General features: G+C 55.5%; 19 protein-coding genes. 14 read left to right on the plus strand and 5 right to left on the minus strand.

Going from position 1 to position 23,415, the window contains the following annotated elements; all coding sequences use genetic code 11:
* Positions 1 to 278 (plus strand): hypothetical protein (locus ACLRGG_RS11230; protein ID WP_416249855.1); only part of this gene is annotated, 278 nt, incomplete at its 5' end.
* Between the two features lie 61 nt (positions 279 to 339).
* Positions 340 to 2,376: a prolyl oligopeptidase family serine peptidase gene (locus ACLRGG_RS11235; protein WP_416249856.1), complete on the plus strand. Its 2,037-nt coding sequence runs from the start codon at positions 340 to 342 to the stop codon at positions 2,374 to 2,376.
* Positions 2,377 to 3,087: 711 nt separating this feature from the next.
* Here the strand turns inward: ACLRGG_RS11235 and ydfG are convergent.
* The gene (ydfG, locus tag ACLRGG_RS11240; RefSeq protein ID WP_416249857.1) at positions 3,088 to 3,834 is read right to left on the minus strand and encodes a bifunctional NADP-dependent 3-hydroxy acid dehydrogenase/3-hydroxypropionate dehydrogenase YdfG; all 747 of its coding nucleotides are present in this window, start codon (positions 3,832 to 3,834) and stop codon (positions 3,088 to 3,090) included.
* A gap of 394 nt (positions 3,835 to 4,228) precedes the next feature.
* Here ydfG and guaD point away from each other — a divergent pair, with 394 nt between their 5' ends.
* Positions 4,229 to 5,575 (plus strand): guanine deaminase, encoded by a 1,347-nt coding sequence (guaD, locus tag ACLRGG_RS11245; protein WP_416249858.1) that lies wholly within the window; start codon positions 4,229 to 4,231, stop codon positions 5,573 to 5,575.
* 108 nt (positions 5,576 to 5,683) lie between these two features.
* A complete protein-coding gene (gene dcp, locus ACLRGG_RS11250) occupies positions 5,684 to 7,738 on the plus strand; it encodes a peptidyl-dipeptidase Dcp (protein ID WP_416249859.1) in 2,055 nt (684 codons plus the stop codon).
* Positions 7,739 to 7,865: 127 nt separating this feature from the next.
* Here dcp and hpxO read toward each other — a convergent pair whose 3' ends face one another.
* Entirely contained in the window at positions 7,866 to 9,023 is a 1,158-nt protein-coding gene (hpxO, locus tag ACLRGG_RS11255) for an FAD-dependent urate hydroxylase HpxO (protein WP_416249860.1), read from the minus strand.
* Between the two features lie 241 nt (positions 9,024 to 9,264).
* On the opposite strand from hpxO, the gene ACLRGG_RS11260 reads away from it, so the two are divergent.
* Positions 9,265 to 9,900 (plus strand): hypothetical protein, encoded by a 636-nt coding sequence (locus ACLRGG_RS11260; RefSeq protein ID WP_416249861.1) that lies wholly within the window; start codon positions 9,265 to 9,267, stop codon positions 9,898 to 9,900.
* Positions 9,901 to 9,996: 96 nt separating this feature from the next.
* On the plus strand, positions 9,997 to 10,443 hold the full coding sequence (locus ACLRGG_RS11265) for a DUF441 domain-containing protein (RefSeq protein ID WP_416249862.1): 447 nt from the start codon (positions 9,997 to 9,999) through the stop codon (positions 10,441 to 10,443).
* A gap of 200 nt (positions 10,444 to 10,643) precedes the next feature.
* On the opposite strand, the gene ACLRGG_RS11270 is transcribed toward ACLRGG_RS11265, so the two are convergent.
* Positions 10,644 to 11,918 carry a Glu/Leu/Phe/Val family dehydrogenase gene (locus ACLRGG_RS11270; RefSeq protein ID WP_416249863.1) on the minus strand — a complete coding sequence of 425 codons (1,275 nt, stop codon included), beginning with the start codon at positions 11,916 to 11,918 and terminating at the stop codon, positions 10,644 to 10,646.
* Between the two features lie 459 nt (positions 11,919 to 12,377).
* On the opposite strand from ACLRGG_RS11270, the gene eptB reads away from it, so the two are divergent.
* The 3 genes from eptB (at position 12,378) to ACLRGG_RS11285 (ending at position 16,587) form a co-directional block, all read left to right on the plus strand.
* Positions 12,378 to 14,048 (plus strand): kdo(2)-lipid A phosphoethanolamine 7''-transferase, encoded by a 1,671-nt coding sequence (gene eptB, locus ACLRGG_RS11275; protein ID WP_416249864.1) that lies wholly within the window; start codon positions 12,378 to 12,380, stop codon positions 14,046 to 14,048.
* Positions 14,049 to 14,122: 74 nt separating this feature from the next.
* Positions 14,123 to 15,319 carry an enoyl-ACP reductase FabV gene (gene fabV / locus ACLRGG_RS11280; RefSeq protein WP_416249865.1) on the plus strand — a complete coding sequence of 399 codons (1,197 nt, stop codon included), beginning with the start codon at positions 14,123 to 14,125 and terminating at the stop codon, positions 15,317 to 15,319.
* 1,067 nt (positions 15,320 to 16,386) lie between these two features.
* Positions 16,387 to 16,587 carry a YdgH/BhsA/McbA-like domain containing protein gene (locus tag ACLRGG_RS11285; RefSeq protein WP_416249943.1) on the plus strand — a complete coding sequence of 67 codons (201 nt, stop codon included), beginning with the start codon at positions 16,387 to 16,389 and terminating at the stop codon, positions 16,585 to 16,587.
* Between the two features lie 258 nt (positions 16,588 to 16,845).
* On the opposite strand, the gene ptrR is transcribed toward ACLRGG_RS11285, so the two are convergent.
* Positions 16,846 to 17,709 (minus strand): putrescine utilization regulator PtrR, encoded by an 864-nt coding sequence (ptrR, locus tag ACLRGG_RS11290; protein WP_416249866.1) that lies wholly within the window; start codon positions 17,707 to 17,709, stop codon positions 16,846 to 16,848.
* Between the two features lie 135 nt (positions 17,710 to 17,844).
* On the opposite strand from ptrR, the gene ACLRGG_RS11295 reads away from it, so the two are divergent.
* The 5 genes from ACLRGG_RS11295 to ACLRGG_RS11315 all read left to right on the plus strand — a co-directional run bounded on the left by ACLRGG_RS11295 (position 17,845) and on the right by ACLRGG_RS11315 (position 23,012).
* Positions 17,845 to 19,236, plus strand: a complete 1,392-nt coding sequence (locus ACLRGG_RS11295; protein ID WP_416249867.1) for an NAD-dependent succinate-semialdehyde dehydrogenase — start codon at positions 17,845 to 17,847, stop codon at positions 19,234 to 19,236.
* A gap of 454 nt (positions 19,237 to 19,690) precedes the next feature.
* On the plus strand, positions 19,691 to 20,125 hold the full coding sequence (locus ACLRGG_RS11300; RefSeq protein WP_416249868.1) for a DUF2231 domain-containing protein: 435 nt from the start codon (positions 19,691 to 19,693) through the stop codon (positions 20,123 to 20,125).
* A gap of 2 nt (positions 20,126 to 20,127) precedes the next feature.
* A complete protein-coding gene (locus ACLRGG_RS11305) occupies positions 20,128 to 21,450 on the plus strand; it encodes a PQQ-dependent sugar dehydrogenase (RefSeq protein ID WP_416249869.1) in 1,323 nt (440 codons plus the stop codon).
* 161 nt (positions 21,451 to 21,611) lie between these two features.
* Complete coding sequence (locus tag ACLRGG_RS11310) at positions 21,612 to 22,400, plus strand: siderophore-interacting protein (RefSeq protein WP_416249870.1); 789 nt, start codon at positions 21,612 to 21,614, stop codon at positions 22,398 to 22,400.
* 72 nt (positions 22,401 to 22,472) lie between these two features.
* The gene (locus tag ACLRGG_RS11315; RefSeq protein ID WP_416249871.1) at positions 22,473 to 23,012 is read left to right on the plus strand and encodes a PadR family transcriptional regulator; all 540 of its coding nucleotides are present in this window, start codon (positions 22,473 to 22,475) and stop codon (positions 23,010 to 23,012) included.
* Positions 23,013 to 23,172: 160 nt separating this feature from the next.
* On the opposite strand, the gene ACLRGG_RS11320 is transcribed toward ACLRGG_RS11315, so the two are convergent.
* The coding region (locus ACLRGG_RS11320; protein ID WP_416249872.1) for a hypothetical protein at positions 23,173 to 23,415 on the minus strand (243 nt) is incomplete at its 5' end.

The raw sequence follows: 23,415 nt of genomic DNA on the forward strand, positions 1-23,415 counted from the left end.
TAGCCCTGTCACCGGAGCGGGTCTTGCCTTTCTACTGCCAGAGAACCAGCAGCCCATTCCGCAACATAGCCCTGTTACCGGAGCCGGTTTTGACCTTAACACTGCCAGAGTACAGCTCCCCATTCCACAGCCCTAACACCGCAGCCGGTTTTGACCTCCCTGCAAACAATACAAAAGCCAAAAAACACGTCATACCAGAAATGAGTTTAGGGTGTTGTAAAAAAGACATAATGGTATGTTCAAATAGAGAAGATGTAGCGATCGTGTTTATTTACTGAAACGTACCTACACGAGAACCCGCTTCACAACAGAGCTAAACAGTCGACATAAGGACGCATGATGACAGAGGGCAATATCCAGCATTTGCTTAGCAAACTCGAGTTACCACAGGATGAGGAAGCGCTTCGTTGGGTGACCTCACAAAACCTGCGCACGACAAACAAATTTGCCCATGGCGGACGTTTTCATCAGACGCAGCAAACAATATTGCAGTCGTTAAACGATCAATCGAATATCCCCTGGGTTAACCATTACCGCGAAACGGTTTATAACTTCTGGCAGGACGACAGGCATCCGCGTGGTATCTGGCGCCGTACTGCCGAAGCGTCATATCTGATGGCAGAGCCCGAATGGGAAACGGTGCTGGATATCGACCGTCTGAATGAACAGGAAGAAGCAAACTGGAGCTACCGTGGTGCCGATCTACTCTATCCTGATTACACGCGCGCGTTGATTTATTTATCGGGCGGTGGTGATGCCTGTGAGATTCGTGAGTTTGACCTGGTCAGTAAGTCTTTTATAAGCGATGGTTTTTATCTGAAAGAAAGCAAAAGCTTAGTCAGCTGGATTGATGAAAATAACCTGCTGCTGGCGCTTGATGGGGGCGGAGATACCCTTACTACATCGGGATATCCGCGCTGCGTTAGCCGTTGGCAGCGAGGCACCGCCCCGCATGAAGCGGCCTTAATTTACGCTGGCGAAACGACCGACATGGCGGTTTCAGCCTCGCACGATCCCACACCCGGCTTCGAAAAAAGTCTGGTGCATTGCAACCAGGACTTCTATCACAGCCGCACTTATCTGCTGACCGCGCAGGACGAACTGGAATTCATAGACATTCCAGAAGACGCTTCTTGTGGCTTTTTCAACGCCTGGCTACTGGTTACGCTCAATACTGCCTGGCAGGTTGCGGAGACAATCTACCCCGCAGGCGCTCTGCTGGCGACAGATTTCGCGGCTTTCCAACAGGGGCTGCGCAACTTCATCATACTGTTCACGCCGGATGCACATACGACGTTGCAGGGATACAGTTCAACCCGGGATAACCTGATCCTCAATATGACTCAGGATGTGGTTGAGAAAGTTAAAATATTAAAAACTGAGAACGGTCAGTGGCGTGGTGTGAAAACGTTGGTTCTTCCAAACTTCACCAATATCTCTGCCTCAGGCATAGATATAGAGAGTAACCGCTACCAGGTAGTGAGTTATGGGTTTCTGCAATCCTGTTGCCTGAGCTATGGCGATCTGGATGCGGAAACACTCAGCGTAGTGAAGCAGGATCCGACATGCTTTGATGCGGCAGATTTTGAAGTCACTCAGCATTTTGCCGTGTCAACGGACGGCACTCATATTCCCTATTTTCAGGTCGCTGCCAAAGGGCTGGAACTTACCGGCGATCACCCAACGCTACTATACGGATATGGGGGGTTCGAGGTCTCTTTGACGCCCAATTATTTGGGCGCTAAGGGAAACACATGGCTGCATAAAGGCGGCGTTTACGTGATGGCGAATATCCGCGGGGGCGGGGAGTACGGTCCTGCCTGGCACCAGGCTGCTCTGAAACAGCATCGTCACCGCGCCTATGAAGATTTCGCGGCGGTGGCGAGCGATTTGATCGCACGTAAGGTGACGTGCGCGACCCGGCTCGCAGCGCAGGGGGGGAGCAACGGCGGGCTTCTGATTGGCAATATGCTGACGGACTATCCCGAACTGTTTGGTGCGCTGGTGTGTGAAGTTCCCCTGCTGGATATGACAAATTATCATCGCTGGTTGGCCGGGTCCTCGTGGATTGCCGAATATGGCGATCCGGAAATCGCCGAAGAGAGGGCGTGGCTGCAAAACTATTCACCGTTCGACAACGTTTCTGCTGATAAACGCTATCCGCCAACGCTATTTACTACCGGGACCCGGGACGACCGCGTAAGTCCGGCGCATGCACGCAAAATGGTCGCGCGTATGCAGCAACAGGGCCATGATAACGTCTGGTTGTATGAGGAAACAGAAGCGGGGCACGGTAGTGCGCCGGAGAATACTCAGACGGCATTTTATCATTCCCTGGTCGAAGAGTTTATGTGGAAAATGCTGACGGATCGATAAACCAGGCGATGTTCAGTTAGTGGGGCGGCCCTATGGATTATTTCCAGTGGGAACTTACCTGACTGGCATTTGTGATGTTTGCTGTCGTTGTGGGGATGGGGGGCAAAGCCCTGCGGGGACCGTTGTCACGCGGACACGCCGCAGGCACGTCCGTGTGGGCTCGTCTTGCGCATCCCTGCGCTTGATTGTCCGCTTAGGGTTCCCGCCTGGCCTCAGGCTACGCAGTAGCGGGTACTCGGTGCAAAGCCCTGCGGGGACCGTTGTCACGCGGACACGCCGCAGGCACATCCGTGTGGGCTCGACTCGCGCATCCCTGCGCTCGACGGTCCGCTAAGCCAACGATCCCCGCCTGGCCTCAGGCCGCTTTGTCGCTGCTAAAAACCTCTTCAGGTCCTGCCGCGGGTGACAAAACTTTCGACAGATAATATCTTCCCTGTCGGAAGTGATTTTGACCTTCAGGTCTGTGGTAATAAAGGCATACCACTGAAGCAGCTTCTGAGATGACCCGGTGTCAGGATACTTCCAGCCCACTCCGCAGCCAGAAGGCGGTGTTGCGGAGCAGATAAGCCGGGTCTCTGCCGCAGGGATGCGGCAGTGAAGCCCCCAGGGATGGGTTTACGGCGCCCCGGCGTTCTGACCCGCAACATAGCCCTGTCACCAGACCAGGTTTTGACCTTCCTGCTAACAACACTACCCGCGCAGGCCCTGACCTCAGCTCTTATGGACCTTCAGGCCCGCTACGGTCTGGCCAACCGGCATCATCTCCAGTGTATTAATATTCACGTGCTTAGGCAGCGTCGCCACCCAGTAAACCGCCTCGGTGATATCCTCCGCCGTCAACGGCTCTGTACCGTCGTAAACGCTCCCGGCTTTGGCATCGTCGCCCTTAAAACGGACGTTCGAAAACTCGGTGCCGCCCACCAGGCCCGGCTCGATATCCGTCACGCGCAGCGCCGTACCGTGCAAATCCGTACGCAGGTTAAGGCTAAACTGCCGCACAAAAGCCTTGGTCGCCCCGTAAACGTTACCGCCCGCATAAGGCCAGCTGCCCGCTATCGAACCAATATTAATAATATGACCCACATCGCGCTCCACCATGGCAGGCAGCACGGCACGGGTCATATAAACCAGCCCCTTATTATTGGTATCGATCATCGCATCCCAGTCATCAACACTGGCTTTATGGGCGGGTTCAATGCCCAGCGCCAGTCCGGCATTATTAATCAGCACGTCAATATTGCGCCACTCGGCGGGCAGGCTGCCTAGCGCCTCCTCTATTCCGTCACGGTTACGCACGTCCAGTTGCAACGTGTAGACTCTGTCACCCAGCTCATCCTTTAGCGCTTGCAGACGTTCATTGCGACGTCCGGTCGCAATGACTTTATGACCCTGAGCGATAAAACGTCGGGTAATACTTTCGCCAAACCCTGCGGTGGCACCGGTAACAAACACAATCATTACGCTGTTCCTCATCCTGTTTTACTTTTCTTCACCCTATCACGTTGCCCACATCCTGATAAGACGCAATACCTATATGCTAATTCCAGGACTGCACACTGCTGGCGCATCAGACCCGGGATATGCCTTTTATAGGTGCGCGGTGGAGGAAGTGGCCGGCGGAAAAAGCCTTCCCCCAATACAGAAAATGGCATGGCAATCGTTTGCTTCCATATGCAAACGATTGCCTGGCAAAATATATTTGCAGCTTCAAAAGTGGCAATCAAATTATGCTAACTCGCTGAAAATTAGCTATATTAATCCCATATTACTCTGGCATAACAATTGCAGATTTCACCACACCCCTCTGTTGCCATCACCGAAAAAGCACAAGGCTCTTTTAAAAGGAATCGCTATGTTACCCACCTACACCCAGGCCATCAGGGGAAGTTTTTTTGATTTTACCGCTGTGGCGGAAAATCCCGGCCAGCTTACTGAACTCGCCCGCTATATTGAGGATGGGTTGCTTCTGCTTAATGGCGGTAAAATTGTTTCGCTGCAAAACTGGGAAGAGGGGCAGTCGCAGTTAAGCTATCCACAGGCCGTTATTGACTATCGCGGTAAGCTTATCGTTCCGGGCTTTGTCGACACCCATATTCACTATCCGCAAACCGAGATGATAGGTGCCTTCGGTGAACAGCTGCTGGAGTGGCTACAGCACTATACCTTCCCGGTCGAAAGCCAGTATCACTGCCCGACGCATGCCGCGAACATGTCGGCGTTTTTTTTGCAGCAGCTGCTCAGCAACGGCACCACTACCGCGCTGGTGTTCGGCACCGTGCATCCCCAGTCCGTGGATGCCCTGTTTGAAGCGGCGCATCGCCTCAATATGCGGCTGATTGCCGGTAAGGTGATGATGGACTGCAACGCCCCTGACTATCTTACCGAAACGCCAGAGCAGAGCTATCAGCAAACCCGCGAGCTGATTGACCGCTGGCACAATCGCGGCCGTCTCAGCTACGCGTTGACGCCGCGCTTTGCGCCCACCTCATCCCCGGCTCTGCTGGGCAAGGTGCGTCAGCTTAAAGCCGAATTTCCTGATACCTGGCTGCATACCCACCTTAGCGAAAACCCCCAGGAAATTGAGTGGGTAAAATCGCTCTTTCCCGATCGCAGCGGCTACCTCGACGTCTACGATCACTATCAGCTTACCGGGCGTCGCAGCGTCTTTGCTCACTGCGTGCATTTAGAAGATAGCGAGTGGGACTGCCTGCATGACACCGATTCGGCAGTCGCCTTTTGTCCCACCTCCAATCTGTTTCTCGGCAGCGGCCTGTTCAATCTGAAACGCTGCTGGGACAGGCAGGTGAAGATGGGCATCGGCACCGATGTCGGCGCGGGTACGACATTTAATATGCTGAAAACCCTGGCCGAAGGATACAAAGTGGGCCAGCTACAGCGCTATTCCCTGTCAGCCTGTGAGGCGTTCTACCACGCCACGCTCGGCGGCGCGAAAGCGCTGGATCTGGATAGCCATATCGGTAACTTTCTGCCGGGTAAGGAAGCCGATTTTGTGGTGATCGATCCGGCCGTCTCAGAGCTACAAAAAATGCGCCAGGCCAACAGCCGCGATATCGGGGAAAAGATGTTTGTGCTGATGACGCTGGGTGACGATCGTAATATCGCCAGCACCTGGGTTAACGGCCAGTGCGTATGGCAGCAGAATAGCGTGGAGAAGGGCGAAATTGCCGGGGGCCGTTAACATCCCCGGGAGAGCGGCTGGAGATATCTCGCATTACGTTAGTGACGGGGTTGGCTTCACGGCCTTCTCGTCCTATGCTGAAAGCTTTAGCGACCCGGAGACACGCCCATGCCCCTCTCGTCAGCCAATCCATTTAGCCAGCCCAGTACGCTGCCGTTTCAGGCACCGCCGTTCGATCTCATCTCGGAGGACGACTACCGCCCCGCCCTGGAAGAGGGCATGCGGGTCAAGCGCGAAGAGATCCAGAAAATTATTGCTAATCCCGACGCCCCCACCTTCGAAAACAGCTACGAAGCGCTGGAAAAAGCCGGGCAGATGCTTAAGCGCGTTGAAAACGTCTTTGGTGCCATGACCTCAGCCAATACCAGTGATGCGTTACAGGCGCTGGATGAAGAGATGTCGCCGAAGCTGACCGCGCTGGAGGATGATATCAAACTTGACAGCCGCCTGTTTGCGCGTCTCGACACGATTTATCAGCAGCGTCATTCGCTCAGCCTGTCGGGGGGATCCCTGCGGCTGGTGGAGGTTATCTGGCAGCGTTTCCAACTGGCCGGTGCCAGCCTGGATGCCTCGCACAAAGAGCAGCTCAAAGCGCTGAATCAGCAGGCTGCGTCGCTCAGTACAAAGTTTACCAACCAGCTGCTGATCGCCGCGCGGGATGGCGGGCTGGTGGTAAAGGATAAGACCCTGCTGGCAGGCCTGAGCGAGGCCGAACTGAACGCGGCTGCCGGGGCAGCACAGGCTAAGGGCCTGGCGAATAGCTGGCTGATTATGCTGCAAAACACTACCCAGCAGCCGGCGCTACAAAGTCTGAGCAATCGCGACACCCGGCAGGCACTCTATGACGCCTCATGGGATCGCGCTGAAAAAGGGGACGCCAGCGATACGCGGCAGCTGATTATCCAGCTGGCGCAGGTGCGGGCTCAGCAGGCGGCGCTGATGGGCTTTAGCAGCTTTGCCGCATGGCAGCTTCAGGACCAGATGGCGAAAACGCCTGAGGCAGCGCTCGATTTTATGCGGGCGATTGTTCCGGCCGCTACCGACCGGGCGCAGCGTGAAACGACTGACATTCAGGCGGTGATTAACCGGCAGCAGGGGGATTTTACCGTGGCGCCCTGGGACTGGCTCTATTATTCCGCGCTGGTGCGTAAGGAAAAATACGATCTTGATGAGAGCGAAATTAAGCCCTATTTCGAGATGTGGAACGTACTTGATAAGGGCGTGTTCTGGGCGGCCACGCAGCTGTTTGGAATTACCTTCGCCCCCCGCAGCGATATTCCGGTTTATCAGCCCGACGTGCGGGTTTTCGAGATTTTCGACAAGACCGGAGATGCGCTGGCCCTGTTCTATGTCGACTATTTCAAACGCGATAATAAAGGTGGCGGGGCGTGGATGAGCAATTTTGTCGGGCAGTCAACGCTGCTGGATACCCGGCCAGTCATTTATAACGTCTGTAACTTTGCTAAACCGGCCGACGGCGAACCCGCCCTGATTAGCTGGGATGATGTCATCACTATGTTCCATGAGTTTGGCCATACGCTGCACGGGCTGTTTGCCAGTCAGCGCTACCCCAGCCTCTCCGGGACGGAAACGCCGCGAGATTTTGTGGAATTCCCCTCGCAGTGCAACGAGCACTGGGCCAGCAATGACCAGGTATTCAACAATTTCGCCCATCACTATCAGAGCGGCGAACCGATGCCGCAGGCGCTGCGTGATAAAATCGTTAAATCGAGTAAATTTAACAAAGGCTACGACATGACGGAGCTGCTGGCCGCCGCGCTGCTGGATCAGCACTGGCACAGCCTTGCGTCGGATACGCCAATGCAGGACGTGGATACCTTTGAGAAAAGCGCCCTGCAGCAGGATAAAATTGATCTTGCCGCCGTGCCGCCTCGCTACCGCTCCAGCTACTTCCAGCATATCTGGGGAGGCGGCTATGCCGCGGGATATTATGCCTATCTCTGGACGCAGATGCTGGCCGATGACGGTTTTGAATGGTTTAACGAGCAGGGTGGCCTGACGCGGGAAAATGGCCAGGTCTACCGGGATAAGATCCTGTCACGCGGTAACAGTGAAGATCTTAATCAGCTCTATCGCGAGTGGCGGGGAAGGGATCCTGAAATTGAACCGATGCTGATTAATCGCGGACTTAAAGACAGCTAAGGGTGTGATAAGGCGGGGAGTATCCGCTACCTGTAACGGTATTCCCCGCGCTAAACAGCCGTTCAACCATAGCGTATCTTTTGCGCTAAACAGCCGTTCAAACATCATGGTGGGCCTGCCCGGTAGACTACGCCAGCGGTCCGCCCTGTATCGTTTCGCACATGCCATTCATAATGCGCTCGCCGGTCTCGGTTTTCAGTTCCTCATACCACTGCTGGGTCACCGCCATCTCTTTACCGTGGGTAACATCGCAGCGCTTACGCGCTTTCAGCACCAAATCTTTCACCCGATCGACGCGCTGCTGCTGATAGTGACGCAGCGCCGCCTCAGCGTCCAGCGGATGCGATTGCAGTGCGTCTGCCAGTACCACCGCATCCTCCATCGCCGCACAGCCGCCCTGGCCGATATCGGGCGTAGTGCTGTGCGCCGCATCACCCAGTAGCGCAATGCGCCCTTTAACCAGCGGCGAAAAGGGGTCGATATCATGGATTTCGATGCGGTTAGTGGTCTGCGGATCAATACGTTCGATCAGCGTTTGTACCGGCTGCGCCCAGCCGCTGAAGTAGCGACTGAGATCGTCACGCAGGGAAGTGCGGTCTTCCGCTAAACCTGCGGGCAGGGGAACATCAAAAAAGAAATAGAAGCGGTTACCCGCCACCGGCATCAGCGAGACGCGCTTACCCTCGCCGACGAAAGTGGTCCACTGATCGGCAGGCGCAATGGCTTCATCACACTCAACCAGGCCGTTCCAGTTCACATAGCCCGCATAGCGCCGCTCAACCGGCCTCTCCAGCACGCTGCTACGCACTACCGAGTGGGTGCCGTCGCAGGCAATCAGCAGGTCACCCCGGGCCTCGCTGCCATCTTCAAACCGGGCGATGACGCCCTGACTATCCTGTTCGACCTGCGTTACGCGCCTGCCAAACTGTACCTTTTCGCGGCCGTAATGATTAAGCAGCATGACCTGGAGTTCGGCGCGCGCCACGGGATAAGGACGTTCGCCCGACTGAGCCACCAGTGGATCGAGGCTGAATCGGGTCAAAACCTCCCCCCGTCGAAAATCCTGATAGGCCATCGTGCGCATGTTGCCGCCAAGTGCCCGCAGCGGCTCTTTCATTCCCAGCAAATTGAGGCACTTAACGCCATTGGGCCAGATGGAGATCGCCGCGCCGACCGGTTTAATCTCTTTCACCGCTTCATACACTTCCGTTTCAATACCGTACCGCTTCAGGGCTATCGCGCTACACAGTCCACCGATACCGCCACCAATCACTATTACTTTCATGCGTCTCTCCTTTACCTGTTACCCGCTCGTGCAATTTTCGTACCAGATGCCCGAGGCGCGTCAGGCGGGGAGGAGGGGGACGATTGAGCCGGTCCTGCAACGTTCGTTTCATCAACAGGGGGCATAAGTGCGCGGTATTGCACCAAAAGGGGGAAGTAGCGAGTCGCGGCGCCGATACCCTAAACTGGCAAAGCCCGAAAGATTTGCCACAGTTAACCTATACCCTGATAAGGAAGACGCCATGACCATTATTGCCTGCCTGCACGCAGCCCGGAGTAATATCGAACTCTATGAGGCGGCGCTACACGCGCTGGATTTTGACGAGTTTAAGCTGCTTCACCGGGTTGAAAGTGAACTGCTGGAAAAGGCCATTGAGGCCCGTGAGATGACCCCTGAGATAGAGACGGCCACGTTACAGGCGATAGATGAGCTTTGCCAGCAGGCGGACGTGGTCATTGTTACCTGCACCACGCTGGGCGTCGTTGCCTGGCAGGCAGACCGGTTCACAAAGCCAGTGCTGCGGGTCGATGCCACCCTGGCGAAAGCCGCCTCACACTATCACGGCTCTATTCTGGTGCTGTGCACGGCGCATTCAACGCTGACATCAACGACGCATCTGTTTGAGGCATTTATTCCCGGCGATCGTCTGAGGGTAGAACTCGTTCCCCGGGCGTGGGCATACTATAACGCGGGGGATATCAGCGGCTACCATCAGGAAATTGCACAGTATCTTCAGCAGCGCCCGGACTCTGCGCTGGGCTGCATCGTGCTGGCCCAAAGCTCCATGGCCGGGGCGGAGAAATATATCAACAGCACCCTATCGGTTCTGACCGGGCCAGCGGTCAGCCTACAGGCAGCGATTGAGACCCTCCTCTGAGAAAAAAGGGCTGAGACCTAAAAAGCTAGAACGCAACGGCAAAGCGTTTTAAGCTGGTGACCCAATACGTTACGCCTGCTCCACTCAGAGAATATAATGTTCGATATGACGCTGTTTATACTGCTGGTGTTAACCGGCATGAGCTATTTCAGTCATAACATGACGGTTACCATCGCGCTTCTGGTTCTGATCGTGGTGCGTATGACCCCGCTAAACGCGCTTTTCCCGTGGATTGAAAAGCAGGGCGTCACCGTCGGGATCGTCATTCTCACTATTGGCGTTATTGCGCCCATCGCCAGCGGCACCCTGCCTGGCAGTACGCTGCTCGGCTCATTCCTTCACTGGAAGTCGCTGCTGGCTATTGCGATTGGCATCTTCGTGTCCTGGGTTGGCGGGCGTGGCGTCAGCCTGATGAGCAGCCAGCCCACGATAGTGGGAGGATTACTGATCGGCACGCTGATCGGCGTCTCGCTGTTTCGTGGCGTACCGGTTGGGCCGCTGATTGCCGCCGGGCTGGTCTCACTGTTTATTGGTAAAATGTAGGCTCAGCTTCCATCTGTGCATTCTGCTATCTCTCAATTCACTGGCGCACCAGCGATGGCACCTTGATGATACAGAATGAGATGATCGAGGCCGCCATCCGGCTGACGGATGAGAATAAGGTATGTAAAACGCAGTATCAGGCAGCCGCAGTGGCCGAAGCCCAGGGAAGGTAACGGGCGGTGCAGTACCGCCCGAGGGGTTTAGCCAGGGTAGATCCCGCGATCCTTACGGGCCATCAGAATACGTTCACAGGCAACGATATAGGCGGCGGTGCGCAGGCTACAGGCTTTCTCAGCGGCCTTGTCCCAGACGTGAACCATCGCCTCGGTCATGATCCTGTCCATCCGCTGATTGATCTCCTCCTCGCTCCAGAAAAAGCTCGCCATATCCTGCACCCACTCAAAATAGCTGACCGTCACCCCACCGGCGTTACAGATAACGTCCGGCACGACGGTAATGCCGCGCGAGGTGAGCATATCATCCGCATCCGGATAGGTTGGGCCGTTCGCACCTTCCAGTACCAGCTGGCAGCTGAGTTTTTCCGCCCGTTCGCGGGTAATCTGGCCTTCGAGCGCGGCGGGGATAAGAATATCCATCTTCACGCTCCAGAAGTCCTCGCTGGCGATCGCCTCGGCACCAGGGAAACCCGCGATGTTCTTGTGCGCGGTCTGCCAGCTGCTGAGGGCATCCAGATCGATTCCGGCGGCGTTGAAGAGGGTGGCCGTATGATCCTGAATCGCGACTACCCGGCCACCGGCCGCTACGAATAACCGTGCGGCTTCGCTGCCGACGTTGCCAAATCCCTGCACGGCGATTTTGGCTCCTTCAATTTCGATACCTGAACGGCGGGCTACTTCGCGGCCGGTGATAAACACGCCGCGGCCGGTGGCCTTTTCGCGACCCAGAGAGCCGCCAAGATGAATAGGCTTACCCGTGACCACGCCGGTGATGGTGGTGCCGTGGTTCATTGAGTAGGTGTCCATCATCCAGGCCATTACCCGGGCGTTGGTGCCCACGTCGGGGGCGGGAATGTCCTTTTGCGGACCAATAATCAGGCCAATCTCACTGGTATAGCGGCGGGTCAGACGCTCAAGCTCACCTTCTGACAGGGCGAAGGGATCGACACGGATCCCGCCTTTGGCCCCGCCGTAGGGCAGATTCACCGCAGCACATTTAATGGTCATCCATGCTGACAGCGCCATCACCTCATTCAGATCGACATCAGGATGGTAGCGAATGCCGCCTTTACCCGGCCCGCGGGACAGGTTGTGCTGTACGCGAAAGCCCTCAAAATGGCGAATAGAACCATCATCCATTTGCAGCGGAATATCAACAATCAGCGCGCGCTTTGGATGACGCAGCGTGTCGATCCAGCGGCTGAGCTCCCCAAGGTAGGGCGCAACGCGATCAATTTGTTGCAGATATGTTGACCAGGCCGTTGTGCTGCTGTCAGAAACGTAGGATAGCTTTTCCATAACAAACCTTAATTTAATGAGTTAATTGTGCTGCTAAACCGTGGCATATTTGGTGTAAATCACTTATGCGCGGCTAAATTTATCATTAAAAGTATGTTTTGAAATCTTTATGTTTATGTAAATTTATAGTGTTTTCGCACGCCGGCAGGCTTAGCGCGAATAAATAACAGCCACCAGGACATCTGATGTCAGTAAAGGATGAAAGTTACGCCATATTTATGCATTGAAACTGCATAGTCTGGAATAAACACTATTTCATGAAACTTTGAATAAGATCAACATTCTCCGCAGCGGGGATACATGCTTTGTTACACTATAACAATGTATTTCATTAACCTGAGTTAAACTCACCTAAGTTTACTTTGTCTGACTCCTGCACTCCCTGAATGGCCGTCTTCAGAGCGTCTCTCTTTTTCTCTGTACCGGGCATGGCATTTACTAACCATTACGATGAGTCAGATGAAAAAACTGCTTTTTTTGACCCAGCATCGGGTCTGCTACTTTGTTGCTTTATATGTTGGCATCCTGCTTAACCTGCCCATATTTTTCCGTCGATTCCATCAGCTCACTCAGGACGCCGCGCTTTCTACCGCCACAGAGATGCTGGCTGCCTTTGCGCTGGTCCTGTTTGTTACGCTGCTCGCCTCGCTGGCCGGACGCCTGCTGTTCAGGATCCTGCTGACGCTGCTGGTGGTGTTTTCCGTTGCCGCCAGCTACTACATGATCTTTTTCAACGTCGATATCGGTTACGGCATCATTGCCTCGGTAATGGCAACGGACAGTCTCGACCTCTCAAGAGAGTCTGTCGGCTGGCATTTTTACCTCTGGGTGGTACTGGTCAGCCTGCTGCCGTTACTGATGCTCTGGCTGTCGCCTCTGCCGGAAGCGGCGCTGCGCCGTCATAACCATAAGGCGTTTATGGGCCGTGGTGGCGTGATGATCGCGGCTGCCCTCTGCTGCTGGCTGCCGCTAAAGGTGATGGGCGATCGTCAGGATTCCCTCGACCGCCAGAATAACAGCATGATGGCCAGCTACGGCGGCGTGGTGGCGGGAAGCTACTCGCCGTCAAACTGGCTGTCGGGCGTGGGGCTGCTGGCGTACAGCAGCTGGAGTCAGGCAGAGGACAACCGCAATTTGTTCGATCCCGCTCAGCACTTTACCTATAAGCCGCCAAAGGACGTTAACGACCTGTACGTGGTGTTTATTATCGGTGAAAGCGCACGTCGCGACCATATGGGTCTGTACGGCTACAGCCGGGATAACACGCCAAATCTCGATAAAGAGAAAAATCTCGCGGCGCTGGAGGGCTACTCCTGCGATACCTCAACCAAGCTTTCACTGCGCTGTATGTTTGTGCGTGAGGGGGGGGCGTCCGACGCGCCGGAGCGCACGCTAAAAGAGATGAACGTCTTCTCGGTACTGAAAAAGCTGGGGTTCTCATCGGAGCTGTTTTCCATGCAGAGTGAAGCCTGGTTTTACAATAAGGCCCAGGCGGATGACTATGCGCTGCGGGAAACCATCCAGTCAGAAAAACGTAACGTCGGCAAGCCGATAGATGATATGGCGCTGGTTAACGAACTGCGGGATTCGCTGGAGCGTCATCCTAAGGGTAAGCACCTGGTTATTCTGCATACCAAAGGCTCACATTTCCTCTATACCGAACGCTATCCACGCTCCTTTGCGCGCTACAAGCCGGAGTGTCAGGGCATTGATGACCAGTGTTCGACTGAAGAGATGGTGAACTCGTACGACAACAGCCTGCTCTATACCGATCACGTACTGGAACAGGTCTTCAATCAGTTGCGTAGCCGCAACGCCATTGTCTTCTACGCGTCCGATCACGGTGAATCGATCTCACAGAATCTGCATTTCCACGGTACGCCGCGCGACAGGGCACCGATGGAGCAGCGTACCGTGCCGATCATGGTCTGGGCTTCCGATAAGTTTCTGCAGCAGCCCGATAATAATGCGGCCTTTGCGCAGCTGAAAACGCTGGCGCGCGACAAAACGCCGGTGTTTCATGAAAAGCTGTTTGACAGCGTTTTGGGGTGCATTGGCTACACTTCTCCTGACGGCGGCATCAACCCGCAGCGCAACTGGTGTCAGGTAAATAACGCGATAACCCACTGACACCTTTGCCTGAACCGGCACAAGCGGGTATCCTGTTGCCCGCATTTACTGAGACAGTTTCAACTGAGGTCGACATGATTATTAAACCACGCATCCGTGGCTTCATCTGTGTTACTGCCCATCCGGCGGGGTGCAAAGCTAACGTTAAGAACCAAATCGATTACGTGACCCGTCAGGGCACCGTTGCCAACGGGCCAAAAAAGGTTCTGGTAATAGGTGCATCCACCGGCTACGGCCTGGCCGCGCGTATTTCCGCCGCCTTTGGCAGCGATGCCGCCACCCTGGGCGTCTTTTTTGAGCGCCCCGGCGAAGAGAGCAAACCGGCCACCGCCGGCTGGTATAACTCTGCCGCTTTTGAAGAGTTTGCCGAAGCAAAAGGCCTGTATGCCAAAAGCATCAACGGCGATGCTTACTCCGATGAAGTGAAGCAGAAAACCATCGAGCTGATTAAGCAGGATCTGGGTCAGGTTGACCTGGTGGTGTACAGCCTGGCGTCGCCTCGCCGTACGCACCCGAAAACCGGTGAAGTCTTTAACTCCACGCTGAAACCTATCGGCAAAGAAGTTACGGTGCGCGGCCTCAATACCGACAAAGAAACCGTTAACGAAACCACGCTGCTGCCGGCTTCGCAGGAAGAGATCGACGGCACCGTGGCGGTAATGGGCGGCGAAGACTGGCAGATGTGGATCGATGCGCTGGACGCAGCTGGCGTACTGGCCCAAGGCGCGAAAACGACCGCCTTTACCTATCTGGGCGCGAAGAGCACCCAGGATATCTACTGGAACGGGTCGATCGGCGAAGCGAAAAAGGATCTCGATAAGCGCGTGCTGAGCATCCGTGACCAGCTGGCAGCGAAGGGCGGCGACGCACGCGTGTCCGTACTCAAAGCCGTGGTGACGCAGGCCAGCTCCGCTATTCCGGTTATGCCACTCTATCTGGCACTGCTGTTCAGGGTGATGAAAGAGAAGGGAACCCACGAAGGCTGCATCGAGCAGGTCTATGGCCTGTTTAAAGACAGCCTGTTTAACGCGTCGCCAATCATTGATGAAGAAGGCCGCCTGCGCGCCGACTACAAAGAGCTGGCACCGGAAGTGCAGGACGCCGTTGATAAGCTGTGGCCAACGGTGACTGATGAAAACCTGAATGACATCACCGATTTCGTCAGCTACAAGCGCGAATTTATGCACCTGTTCGGCTTTGGCCTTGACGGCGTGGACTACGACGCTGATGTGAACCCTGACGTTAAAATTAAAAACCTGGTACAGATGTAACCGTCTGACCGCGCCAAATGGCCGCCTGACCGCGTCGGGATGCCGGCTCCAGGTGCGGTATTACCCTGCCCGGTGGACGCGTCCTGCGTCTGCCGGGAACCTCCCCTGCGTCAATCCTTCGTAAAAAAGCCTTTCACCTGCCGTACCGTTTTCTTATCAATGTCGTACGTTCTGGAGCGGCCATGATGTCGGCTAAGGCAGTTTTTTTTGAAGGCAACCAGGAAAGGTGTTTACCAAATGCGCAGTGGTTATAGACGATGGATGTCTGCTATGAGCGAAAAGCAGACGTTTCGCTAATAATGACTGATTATTACCATCGCATTAAACATAACATTCCGGTCACCTCTACTTAGCTTTGACACTGCAAAAGGCATCTGTTGTATGCTGCTTCAGTCAAAAAAGGATGAAAAAACATGACTGATACAAACTAACCCTGCTGGAACCGCATGGCTACCTTCTGCGTTTCAGCCAGTACATTGAATAGCGCTTCTGCCGCAATTTTTCCGGCCCCTCGTATTTAATATATGTCAGCCGTTACTCAATTCCTCAGTCCGTCAATCACTGTTTCTGGCAGTATCATGACTGACTTTACGCTGGTTTTAATCCGTTCGATGACTGCCGTGCGAGGTCCCTTCTGCCATACCTCATTCCCGTAAAATGCGTCCTGCGCTGCCTTCATATGCTCAATGTTATCGAATGCCCGGATCAGGTAGTACGAATCCTCATCATGCAGAGAGCAGCCAAAGGCAACGATGTCGATACCAGCCTCACGATGGAGAGGCGCACTTTCCCGGCCATGATTTCATGAAATTCCTGCCCGGTAACAGGTTGCAGGATGTACTGCAGTAACTCAACTGTTCTCATCAGTTCGGCTCCATTGGTATACAGGCTCTTATTTACCATAGCATCTGTGATCTTCACCACCGCCAGGTGCTCAATTTTCGTTCATATTTTTTGACAGATATAAGCAAATACCTCCGCTATCACTAAAAACCCTCGTGGATTAATATTCTTCTCATCGAAGGCGAACAGCCTTCACAACTTAAAAATCCAGAAGGAATTAAGCCATCAAAACTTTAGTTGTAGTTTCTGCCCTGTCCCTGATTTCGTTTGGTAGCTTTGCCCAGAGCGTGTCTGCTACTTCCTCTACCCTGGACGGTGCCGAAGCCAAAATTGCCGCACAGGCAGAGCAGCAAGGCGACCAGTACAAAATCACCAGCGTAAACAGCAATAACCGCGTGTACATGACCGCACAGCTCTACAAATAACGGATGTTTGCAAAAGGAAGTGCCGGAGGAGGTCGCCCACGTGGCGGCCTTTTTTGATCCGTTCCCGCCACACGGGCGAATTAAACATAACATCCGGGCAGCGAGCCGTTGCTGGAGGCTGCGGTTCCAGGTACGCGTATCGGCTGATGGCATGAGACAGGTGCTGTCAGGGTACGCGCCTGGGCATGTTGATTGCTACGCCGCCGTTTCGTTCTTCAGTGCGTTCAACCCACGGTCAGGCTCACGATGCGCGATTGGCTACTGCGAAGCGTCCTCAAGCATCGCGACCATCGCCCGCAGGTTGCCGGATGCGTAGCCTTTACGCCATACCAGCCAGATATCCAGTAGCCCGGCATGTTCAGCCAGCGGCCAGGCTGCCACGCTCTCCCGGCCGGGCATGCTCTCCAGCATGCTGCGCGGCACCATTGCCAGACCTGCGCCCGCGCTGACGCAGGCGAGAATACCGTGGTAGGACTCCATTTCAAAAATCTTGCCCGGTGCGGCATGCTCTGCGGCAAACCAGTTTTCAAAGCGGCGTCGGTATGAACAGTTGGCGCGAAAGGCGTAAATGGTCGAGCCGGAAACCGAGGCGGCATTGGGCACCGGCGGATGATTAAGCGAGGAGATCAGCACCATCTCCTCGGCAAAAGCCGCCACACCATCCAGCTGAGGATGCTTCGGCGGCCCGTCGATAAACACCGCGCTGAAGCGCCCTGAAAACAGACCGTCGGTCATATCGCCAGAGGGGCCGGTCGAGAGATCCAGCTCCACGTCCGGCCACTGCTGATGGTAGCGCGCAATCAGCTGCGGCAGCCTGACGGCCGCGGTGCTCTCAATGGCGCCGAGGGTAAATATGCCGGCGGGCTGCTGGTGGGTGACCCGCTGCCTGGCCTCCTCGGTCAGCGCCAGAATGCGGATGGCGTAATCCAGCAGGGTTCTCCCCGCATCGGTAATATGCAGCCGCAGCTTTTCCCGGCTGAACAGCGGCGTACCCAGATCCTCCTCCAGCTGTCGCAGGCGGGTCGAGATATTGGAGGGCACGCGGTGCAGCCTTTCGGCGGCCGCGGTGACGCTACCTTCTTCCGCCACGGCGCGGAACACTTCCAGCTGGGTCAGATCCATTATTCATTCTCATATTGAGCAGGATATTTTCATTATTATTCATTTTTCAGGAACCATGCACAAGGCTAGAATGTCAGGTATCGCATCTCAACTGACTACAGCCAGGGCCTGATTGCCCGGCTAACGGGAGATTTAATGAATACAGCAACCAATACGCCAGCCAGTGCCGTTACGCGCAATCCCTTTACCGGAGAAGTGACGCAGCAGAAGCTTTTCGCTACGGCAGCAGAGGTGGAAACCGCGCTGGAAAAAACCGCAGGTGCGTTCAAGGGGTGGCGCGTCAGCGATCTGGAAAAGCGTACCCGACTGCTGCTAAACATTGCGGGTGGTCTGCGCCAGCAGGCACGCGCGCTGGCAGAAAGCATGGCGGACGAAATGGGCAAGCCGGTTTCTCAGGGGCTGGCCGAAGTGGAAAAGAGCGCCAGCCTGTGTGAATGGTATGCCGGGAACGGTCCGGCCTTCCTGGCGGATGAGCCGGTGCAGGCAGGGGAGAATAAAGCCTTTGTTCAGTATCTTCCCCTCGGCCCTGTTCTGGCAGTGATGCCCTGGAACTTCCCGGTCTGGCAGGTGCTGCGCGGCGCGGTACCGATTATCCTGGCAGGCAACAGCTATCTGCTCAAGCCCGCGCCTAACGTGATGGGCAGCTCTCTGCTGCTGCAATCCGTTCTGCTTAAGGCCGGCGTACCCGATGGGCTGTTCCTCGTGGTGAATGCAGACAACGATAGCGTGGCGAAAATCATCAACGATCCGCGAATCGCTGCCGTGACGCTGACCGGTAGCGTGCGCGCCGGGGCGGCGGTGGCCGGGCTGGCCGGTGCGGCGATCAAAAAGAGCGTGCTGGAGCTGGGTGGGGCAGACGCCTTTATCGTGCTGGCCGACGCGGATATCGACGCGGCGGTGAAGGGGGCGGTTATTGGACGCTTTAGCAACAGCGGGCAGATCTGTATCGCTGCCAAGCGTATTATCGTCGAAGAGAGCGTGTTTGCTGAATTCCGCGATAAGTTTGTTGAGGCCGTCAGGGCGATCAGGGTGGGCGATCCGCGCGACGAATCAACCTTTGTCGGCCCGATGGCGCGCTACGATCTGCGTGATGAGCTGCATGCACAGGTTGAAGCGACTCTCGCAGAAGGGGCAGTGTGCCTGCTGGGCGGCCATGCGCTGCCGGGCGAGGCTAATTTCTATGCGCCTACCGTGCTCAGCAACGTCAGGCCCGGCATGACCAGCTTTACCCAGGAACTGTTTGGCCCGGTGGCCTCGCTGATTGCGGCGAAGGACGCTGACCATGCCATTGAGCTGGCGAATGATTCCGCCTTTGGCCTCGGGGGCAGCCTGTGGAGTCGCGATACTGAGCGTGCTACCCGGCTGGCGGCACAGATTGAAACCGGCGGCGTGTTTATCAACTCACCGAGCTTTTCCGATCCGCGCGTCCCAATTGGCGGCGTTAAACAGAGCGGTTTTGGTCGTGAGCTGTCGCATTTTGGCGTACGCGAGTTCACCAACGTACAGACCGTGTGGCAGGCTTCCTGAGTGACTTACAGCCCTGTAAGGGCTTCTGCACCAGTCACGTCGCACGGCGCGATCCACCTCAGGAGAAGTTAAGCCGGGCATGGGCTGCGTGACAAATAGGGGGCTGTGTAGCGGCTGATTCGCTGCGCAGTTCCTGCTGGCATCAGTGCAGGGGCTTATCCTGCCAGTGACTTCCTGACGTCCTGGCTTCCTGATGCCTCAGTCTGATGCCTCAGTCTGACGCCTCAGATTCCCAACCCTTCCGCTTTTGCTGCCATTTAACACTCACCTGCGCTGCCTGATTAATCCGATCCCTGCTCCATCCCTCCGCGCCGTCCGTTCCAGGGCGACAATGTAAGTATGCAATTATTTATCTTCACATTTAACAACATAAAATCACTAAGTTTACTAATATTTTACATGACTGCGTACCGACGGCAACCCGTCGCCCTTTACTGCATTAAGGAGTCATGCAATGACATCTCAAGTGATCCCCCGGCGCTCCAGCCTGGCCGTGGCCGTCTATGCCCTGTTAAACCCCTTACCGGTGGGCTTTTTCGTCGCGGCATGGATCTTCGATATTATCTATCTGTTCAGCACCGAAGTGACCTGGACGCGCGCGGCCAGCTGGCTGATTGTTATCGGCCTGATTATTGCCATTATCCCGCGCATAATTAACCTGATACAGGTCTGGTCGGGCGTCTCTTACCCACAGGGATCGCCGATAAAAATCCACTTCTGGGCGTGGCTGGTGGCGATTGTGCTAACCATTTTCAACGCGTTTATTCACACCCGGGATGCCTGGGGCGTGGTGCCCACGGGGGTCATTCTGTCGACCCTGGTGGTCATTTTAATGCTGTTCGCCAACGTGCAGCTTGCAGTGCGCGATCGCGCGGTCAGGGAGCTATGATAATGAAAAATAACGCTGTGCTATCTCTGTTAGCCCTCTCTGTTGCGCTGATGATTTCCGGATGCGACGAAGGGGCGAAAATTGATCCTGTCCGCCAGACCGGGGCTAACCCCGAACTGCCGGCGGCAAAAAGCTTTCTGGTGCCGCCGATGAAAGTACCTGACGGCGAGCCGTGGAAAAAGGGGGAAGCACCCAAAGTGGCAGAGGGGCTGAAAATTGAGAAAATCGCCGCTGACCTGCTGCATCCGCGCCAGCTCTATACGCTGCCCAATGGTGACGTGCTGGTCGTGGAGGGCAGTGCGCCACCCGGACAGGTCAGCCAGCCTAAGGAGTTAATCACCGGGCTGGTACAGAAGGCTGCCGGTAAGGGTGGGCAGGGCGGTAACCGTATCACGCTACTGCGCAACAGCAGCGGCGATGGCAAAACGTGGGAGAAGCATATATTCCTGCAAAATCTGCATTCGCCGTTTGGCGTACAACTGATCGGCGACACGCTTTATGTGGCGAACGCCGACGGGCTGATGAAGTATCACTATGACAGCGGTGCCACGCAGATCACCGATCCGGGCAGCGAACTGGCTGACCTGCCGGGCGGGCCGATTAACCACCACTGGACGAAATCTCTGCTGGCCAGCCCCGACGGCAGCAAGCTCTACGTTGGCGTCGGTTCAAACAGTAATATTACTGAGAACGGCATCGGGGCCGAGTATCGCCGTGCAGACATTCTTGAAGTCGATGTCGCTACCGGGGCCAGCCGTATCTATGCCAGCGGGCTGCGTAACCCCACCGGGCTGCAGTGGGAACCTCAGACCGGGAAACTCTGGGCCGTGGTTAACGAGCGTGATGAAATCGGCGCCGATCTGGTGCCGGATTACATGACGTCCGTGCAGGAAAATGGCTTTTACGGCTGGCCGTGGAGCTATTACGGACAGCATGTGGATACCCGGGTTAAACCCCAGCGCCCTGACAAGGTTAAGGCGGCGTTGCGGCCGGATTACGCGCTCAGCTCCCATGTCGCGCCGCTCGGTCTGTGGTTCTATACCGGCGATAATCTGCCTGCCGCCTGGCGCGGCGGGGCCTTTATTAGCGAGCACGGCAGCTGGAACCGCAAGCCGCTGAATGGCTACCAGGTGGTGTGGGTGGCGTTCAAAGACGGGAAGCCGCAGGGGCTACCAAAACCGGTTGTCACCGGCTTCCTCTCCGACGATCGGGAAAAGGTGCACGGGCTGCCGGTGGGTCTGACACAGGATAAGCAGGGCGGACTGCTTATCGCCGATGATGCAGGCAACGTGGTCTGGCGCGTAAGCGCCGCGACAGGCCAGTAAACAGAGGCCCACCCTGTTGATTAACAGGGTGGGCTTTACCTCACTTTATCTCCGCACTTGCCTTTAAGATATATCATAGATATATTTTAGTCCTCGCTCATCACCCTCCCGACGCCCGTCGGAAACATTCAGGCCAGAGTCTGAACATCAGGAGAGATCACGTGCCGGATAATCAACCACAGCGTCGCCTGCCGCGACGCGTCAGAAATGAGCTGCGCTTTCGCCCCGTTGAGGTGCTTAGCAAGCAGTGGGTCGCGAACTGTTTTTACCGTATCGAATTTGGCGGAGAAGCGCTGGTGGGCTTCAACTCCGCGGGCTTTGACGATCACATCAAAGTATTTTTCCCAGACCCCGCCACCGGGGAACTGCAGCTGCCGGTGATTACTGCCGATGGCGTGGAGTGGAAAGAGGGCGTTCGTCCCGCCGCGCGGGACTACACGCCGATGGCGTTTGACAGCCAGGCGGGCAGGCTGACGCTGGACTTTTACCTGCATCAGTCCGGCCTGGCCAGCGACTGGGCAGCAAGCGCTCAGCCCGGCGACAGGCTGGCAATCGGCGGACCACGCAGCTCGCTGGTGGTGCCAGAGGATTATCACTTCCAGCTTTACGTGTGTGATGAAACCGGGCTACCGGCTTTCCGACGTCGACAGCAGACAATATCGGGCAGCAGCATTAAACTGTTTGCCTTTGCGGAAGCCTCCACCGGTAATGACTACCTGGGTAACCCGGCGGGGGTCGATATCAGCTGGCTGGAGAGCGGAAAAATGACGCTGGCTGCGGCAGAAATGCTGATCGCCCGGCTGGATCAGATTGCACTTCCCGCCGATGACTACTTTATCTGGCTGACCGGAGAGGGTGAGGCGGTAAAGAGGCTCAGCGACTATTTTCTGCAAACCCGCGGATGTGAAGCCGAACGGGTTCGCGCTATGGCCTACTGGCATCAGAAATAGCCCTGTGCCCCCGTTGAAATTCATCAGGGGGCCGATTATTATCACCCCCCTTTATTCACCATCGGGTTCGCCATGAAAGAGTCTCCCCGTTTCCCTGCGCACCCTCCAGAAGGTAAAGGTGCCTGCGTTGACAGCGCGCGCAGAAAGCGCCGCGAAAAAATGCTGGATGCCGGCGAGGTTCGGCTACTGATGCTGCATTTTTTATCGCAGGGGGCCACCTGGGGCTATGAGCTGATCAAATCTATCGAAGATCTGTCGCGAGGAGAATATACGCCCAGCCCCGGCATAATCTATCCGAACCTGTCACTGCTGGAAGAGAGTGAGCTTATTCAGGTGGGGGATCCGCTGGCCACGCGTAAATGCTGGCGGCTGACAGCAGCGGGTGAGCGTTATCTGTCTGCGAATCAGCAGCCGCTTGAGCGTATCATCACCCGTCTTGGCTCACTGGCGGTGCTGGTGAATAATCGCAGCATTCCCGAGATGGAGCGGGCTATTCACAATTTCAAAATGGCGCTAAACGGTCGGCTTTCCCAGCAGCACCTCTGCCGGGAAAGCCTGTATAACATTATCGACATCCTCGACGACGCTGCAAAAAAGATTGAGCGAAGCTAGCGCTGCGCTTCTCATGCAAAGGAGTCATTTCCGTAGCGTCAGTTTCCAGACCTTTAAAGAACCCTCGCCGTGGTGGAGGGACTGTCTGTGAAACTAAGGGTGTTCCATCAATTTACTGTGGGTAACTACTCAGATGTCACCACTGAAGATATCATTAATCTCAATAGGCAAGGGTATAAAAACCTTTATTGAATTCTGTTGGGGTGTCCGTCTTTAACTCTTCAAACTCTTCCATCGCTTTCAGATCTGAGTCTTCCTTAGCCTTATCAAATAATGGGTAACCCTCAAGTAGATTGGCGTCAAGTTCATTTCTCTCATAGCCATTTTGCTCATCAATAAAAATAAAGTTAATGTTATCAGATTCCTGGTTTTTTTTCAGGACATTAAATCCCTGAAACGTATT

Origin of the sequence: Erwinia sp. PPS120 (genome assembly GCF_047918655.1) — a bacterium.
Lineage (GTDB): Bacteria > Pseudomonadota > Gammaproteobacteria > Enterobacterales > Enterobacteriaceae > Erwinia > Erwinia tasmaniensis_A.

Excerpts from the sequence above, each read along its gene's own strand:
- ydfG (WP_416249857.1), bottom strand. The coding sequence starts at position 3,834 with ATGATTGTGTTTGTTACCGGTGCCACCGCAGGGTTTGGCGAAAGTATT.
- ACLRGG_RS11260 (WP_416249861.1), top strand. The coding sequence starts at position 9,265 with ATGACCATTATTGCCTGCCTGCACGCAGCCCGGAGTAATATCGAACTC.
- fabV (WP_416249865.1), top strand. The coding sequence starts at position 14,123 with ATGATTATTAAACCACGCATCCGTGGCTTCATCTGTGTTACTGCCCAT.
- ACLRGG_RS11295 (WP_416249867.1), top strand. The coding sequence starts at position 17,845 with ATGAATACAGCAACCAATACGCCAGCCAGTGCCGTTACGCGCAATCCC.
- ACLRGG_RS11315 (WP_416249871.1), top strand. The coding sequence starts at position 22,473 with ATGAAAGAGTCTCCCCGTTTCCCTGCGCACCCTCCAGAAGGTAAAGGT.
- ACLRGG_RS11270 (WP_416249863.1), bottom strand. The coding sequence starts at position 11,918 with ATGGAAAAGCTATCCTACGTTTCTGACAGCAGCACAACGGCCTGGTCA.
- guaD (WP_416249858.1), top strand. The coding sequence starts at position 4,229 with ATGTTACCCACCTACACCCAGGCCATCAGGGGAAGTTTTTTTGATTTT.
- dcp (WP_416249859.1), top strand. The coding sequence starts at position 5,684 with ATGCCCCTCTCGTCAGCCAATCCATTTAGCCAGCCCAGTACGCTGCCG.
- ACLRGG_RS11265 (WP_416249862.1), top strand. The coding sequence starts at position 9,997 with ATGTTCGATATGACGCTGTTTATACTGCTGGTGTTAACCGGCATGAGC.
- ACLRGG_RS11300 (WP_416249868.1), top strand. The coding sequence starts at position 19,691 with ATGACATCTCAAGTGATCCCCCGGCGCTCCAGCCTGGCCGTGGCCGTC.
- ptrR (WP_416249866.1), bottom strand. The coding sequence starts at position 17,709 with ATGGATCTGACCCAGCTGGAAGTGTTCCGCGCCGTGGCGGAAGAAGGT.
- hpxO (WP_416249860.1), bottom strand. The coding sequence starts at position 9,023 with ATGAAAGTAATAGTGATTGGTGGCGGTATCGGTGGACTGTGTAGCGCG.
- eptB (WP_416249864.1), top strand. The coding sequence starts at position 12,378 with ATGAAAAAACTGCTTTTTTTGACCCAGCATCGGGTCTGCTACTTTGTT.
- ACLRGG_RS11235 (WP_416249856.1), top strand. The coding sequence starts at position 340 with ATGACAGAGGGCAATATCCAGCATTTGCTTAGCAAACTCGAGTTACCA.
- ACLRGG_RS11305 (WP_416249869.1), top strand. The coding sequence starts at position 20,128 with ATGAAAAATAACGCTGTGCTATCTCTGTTAGCCCTCTCTGTTGCGCTG.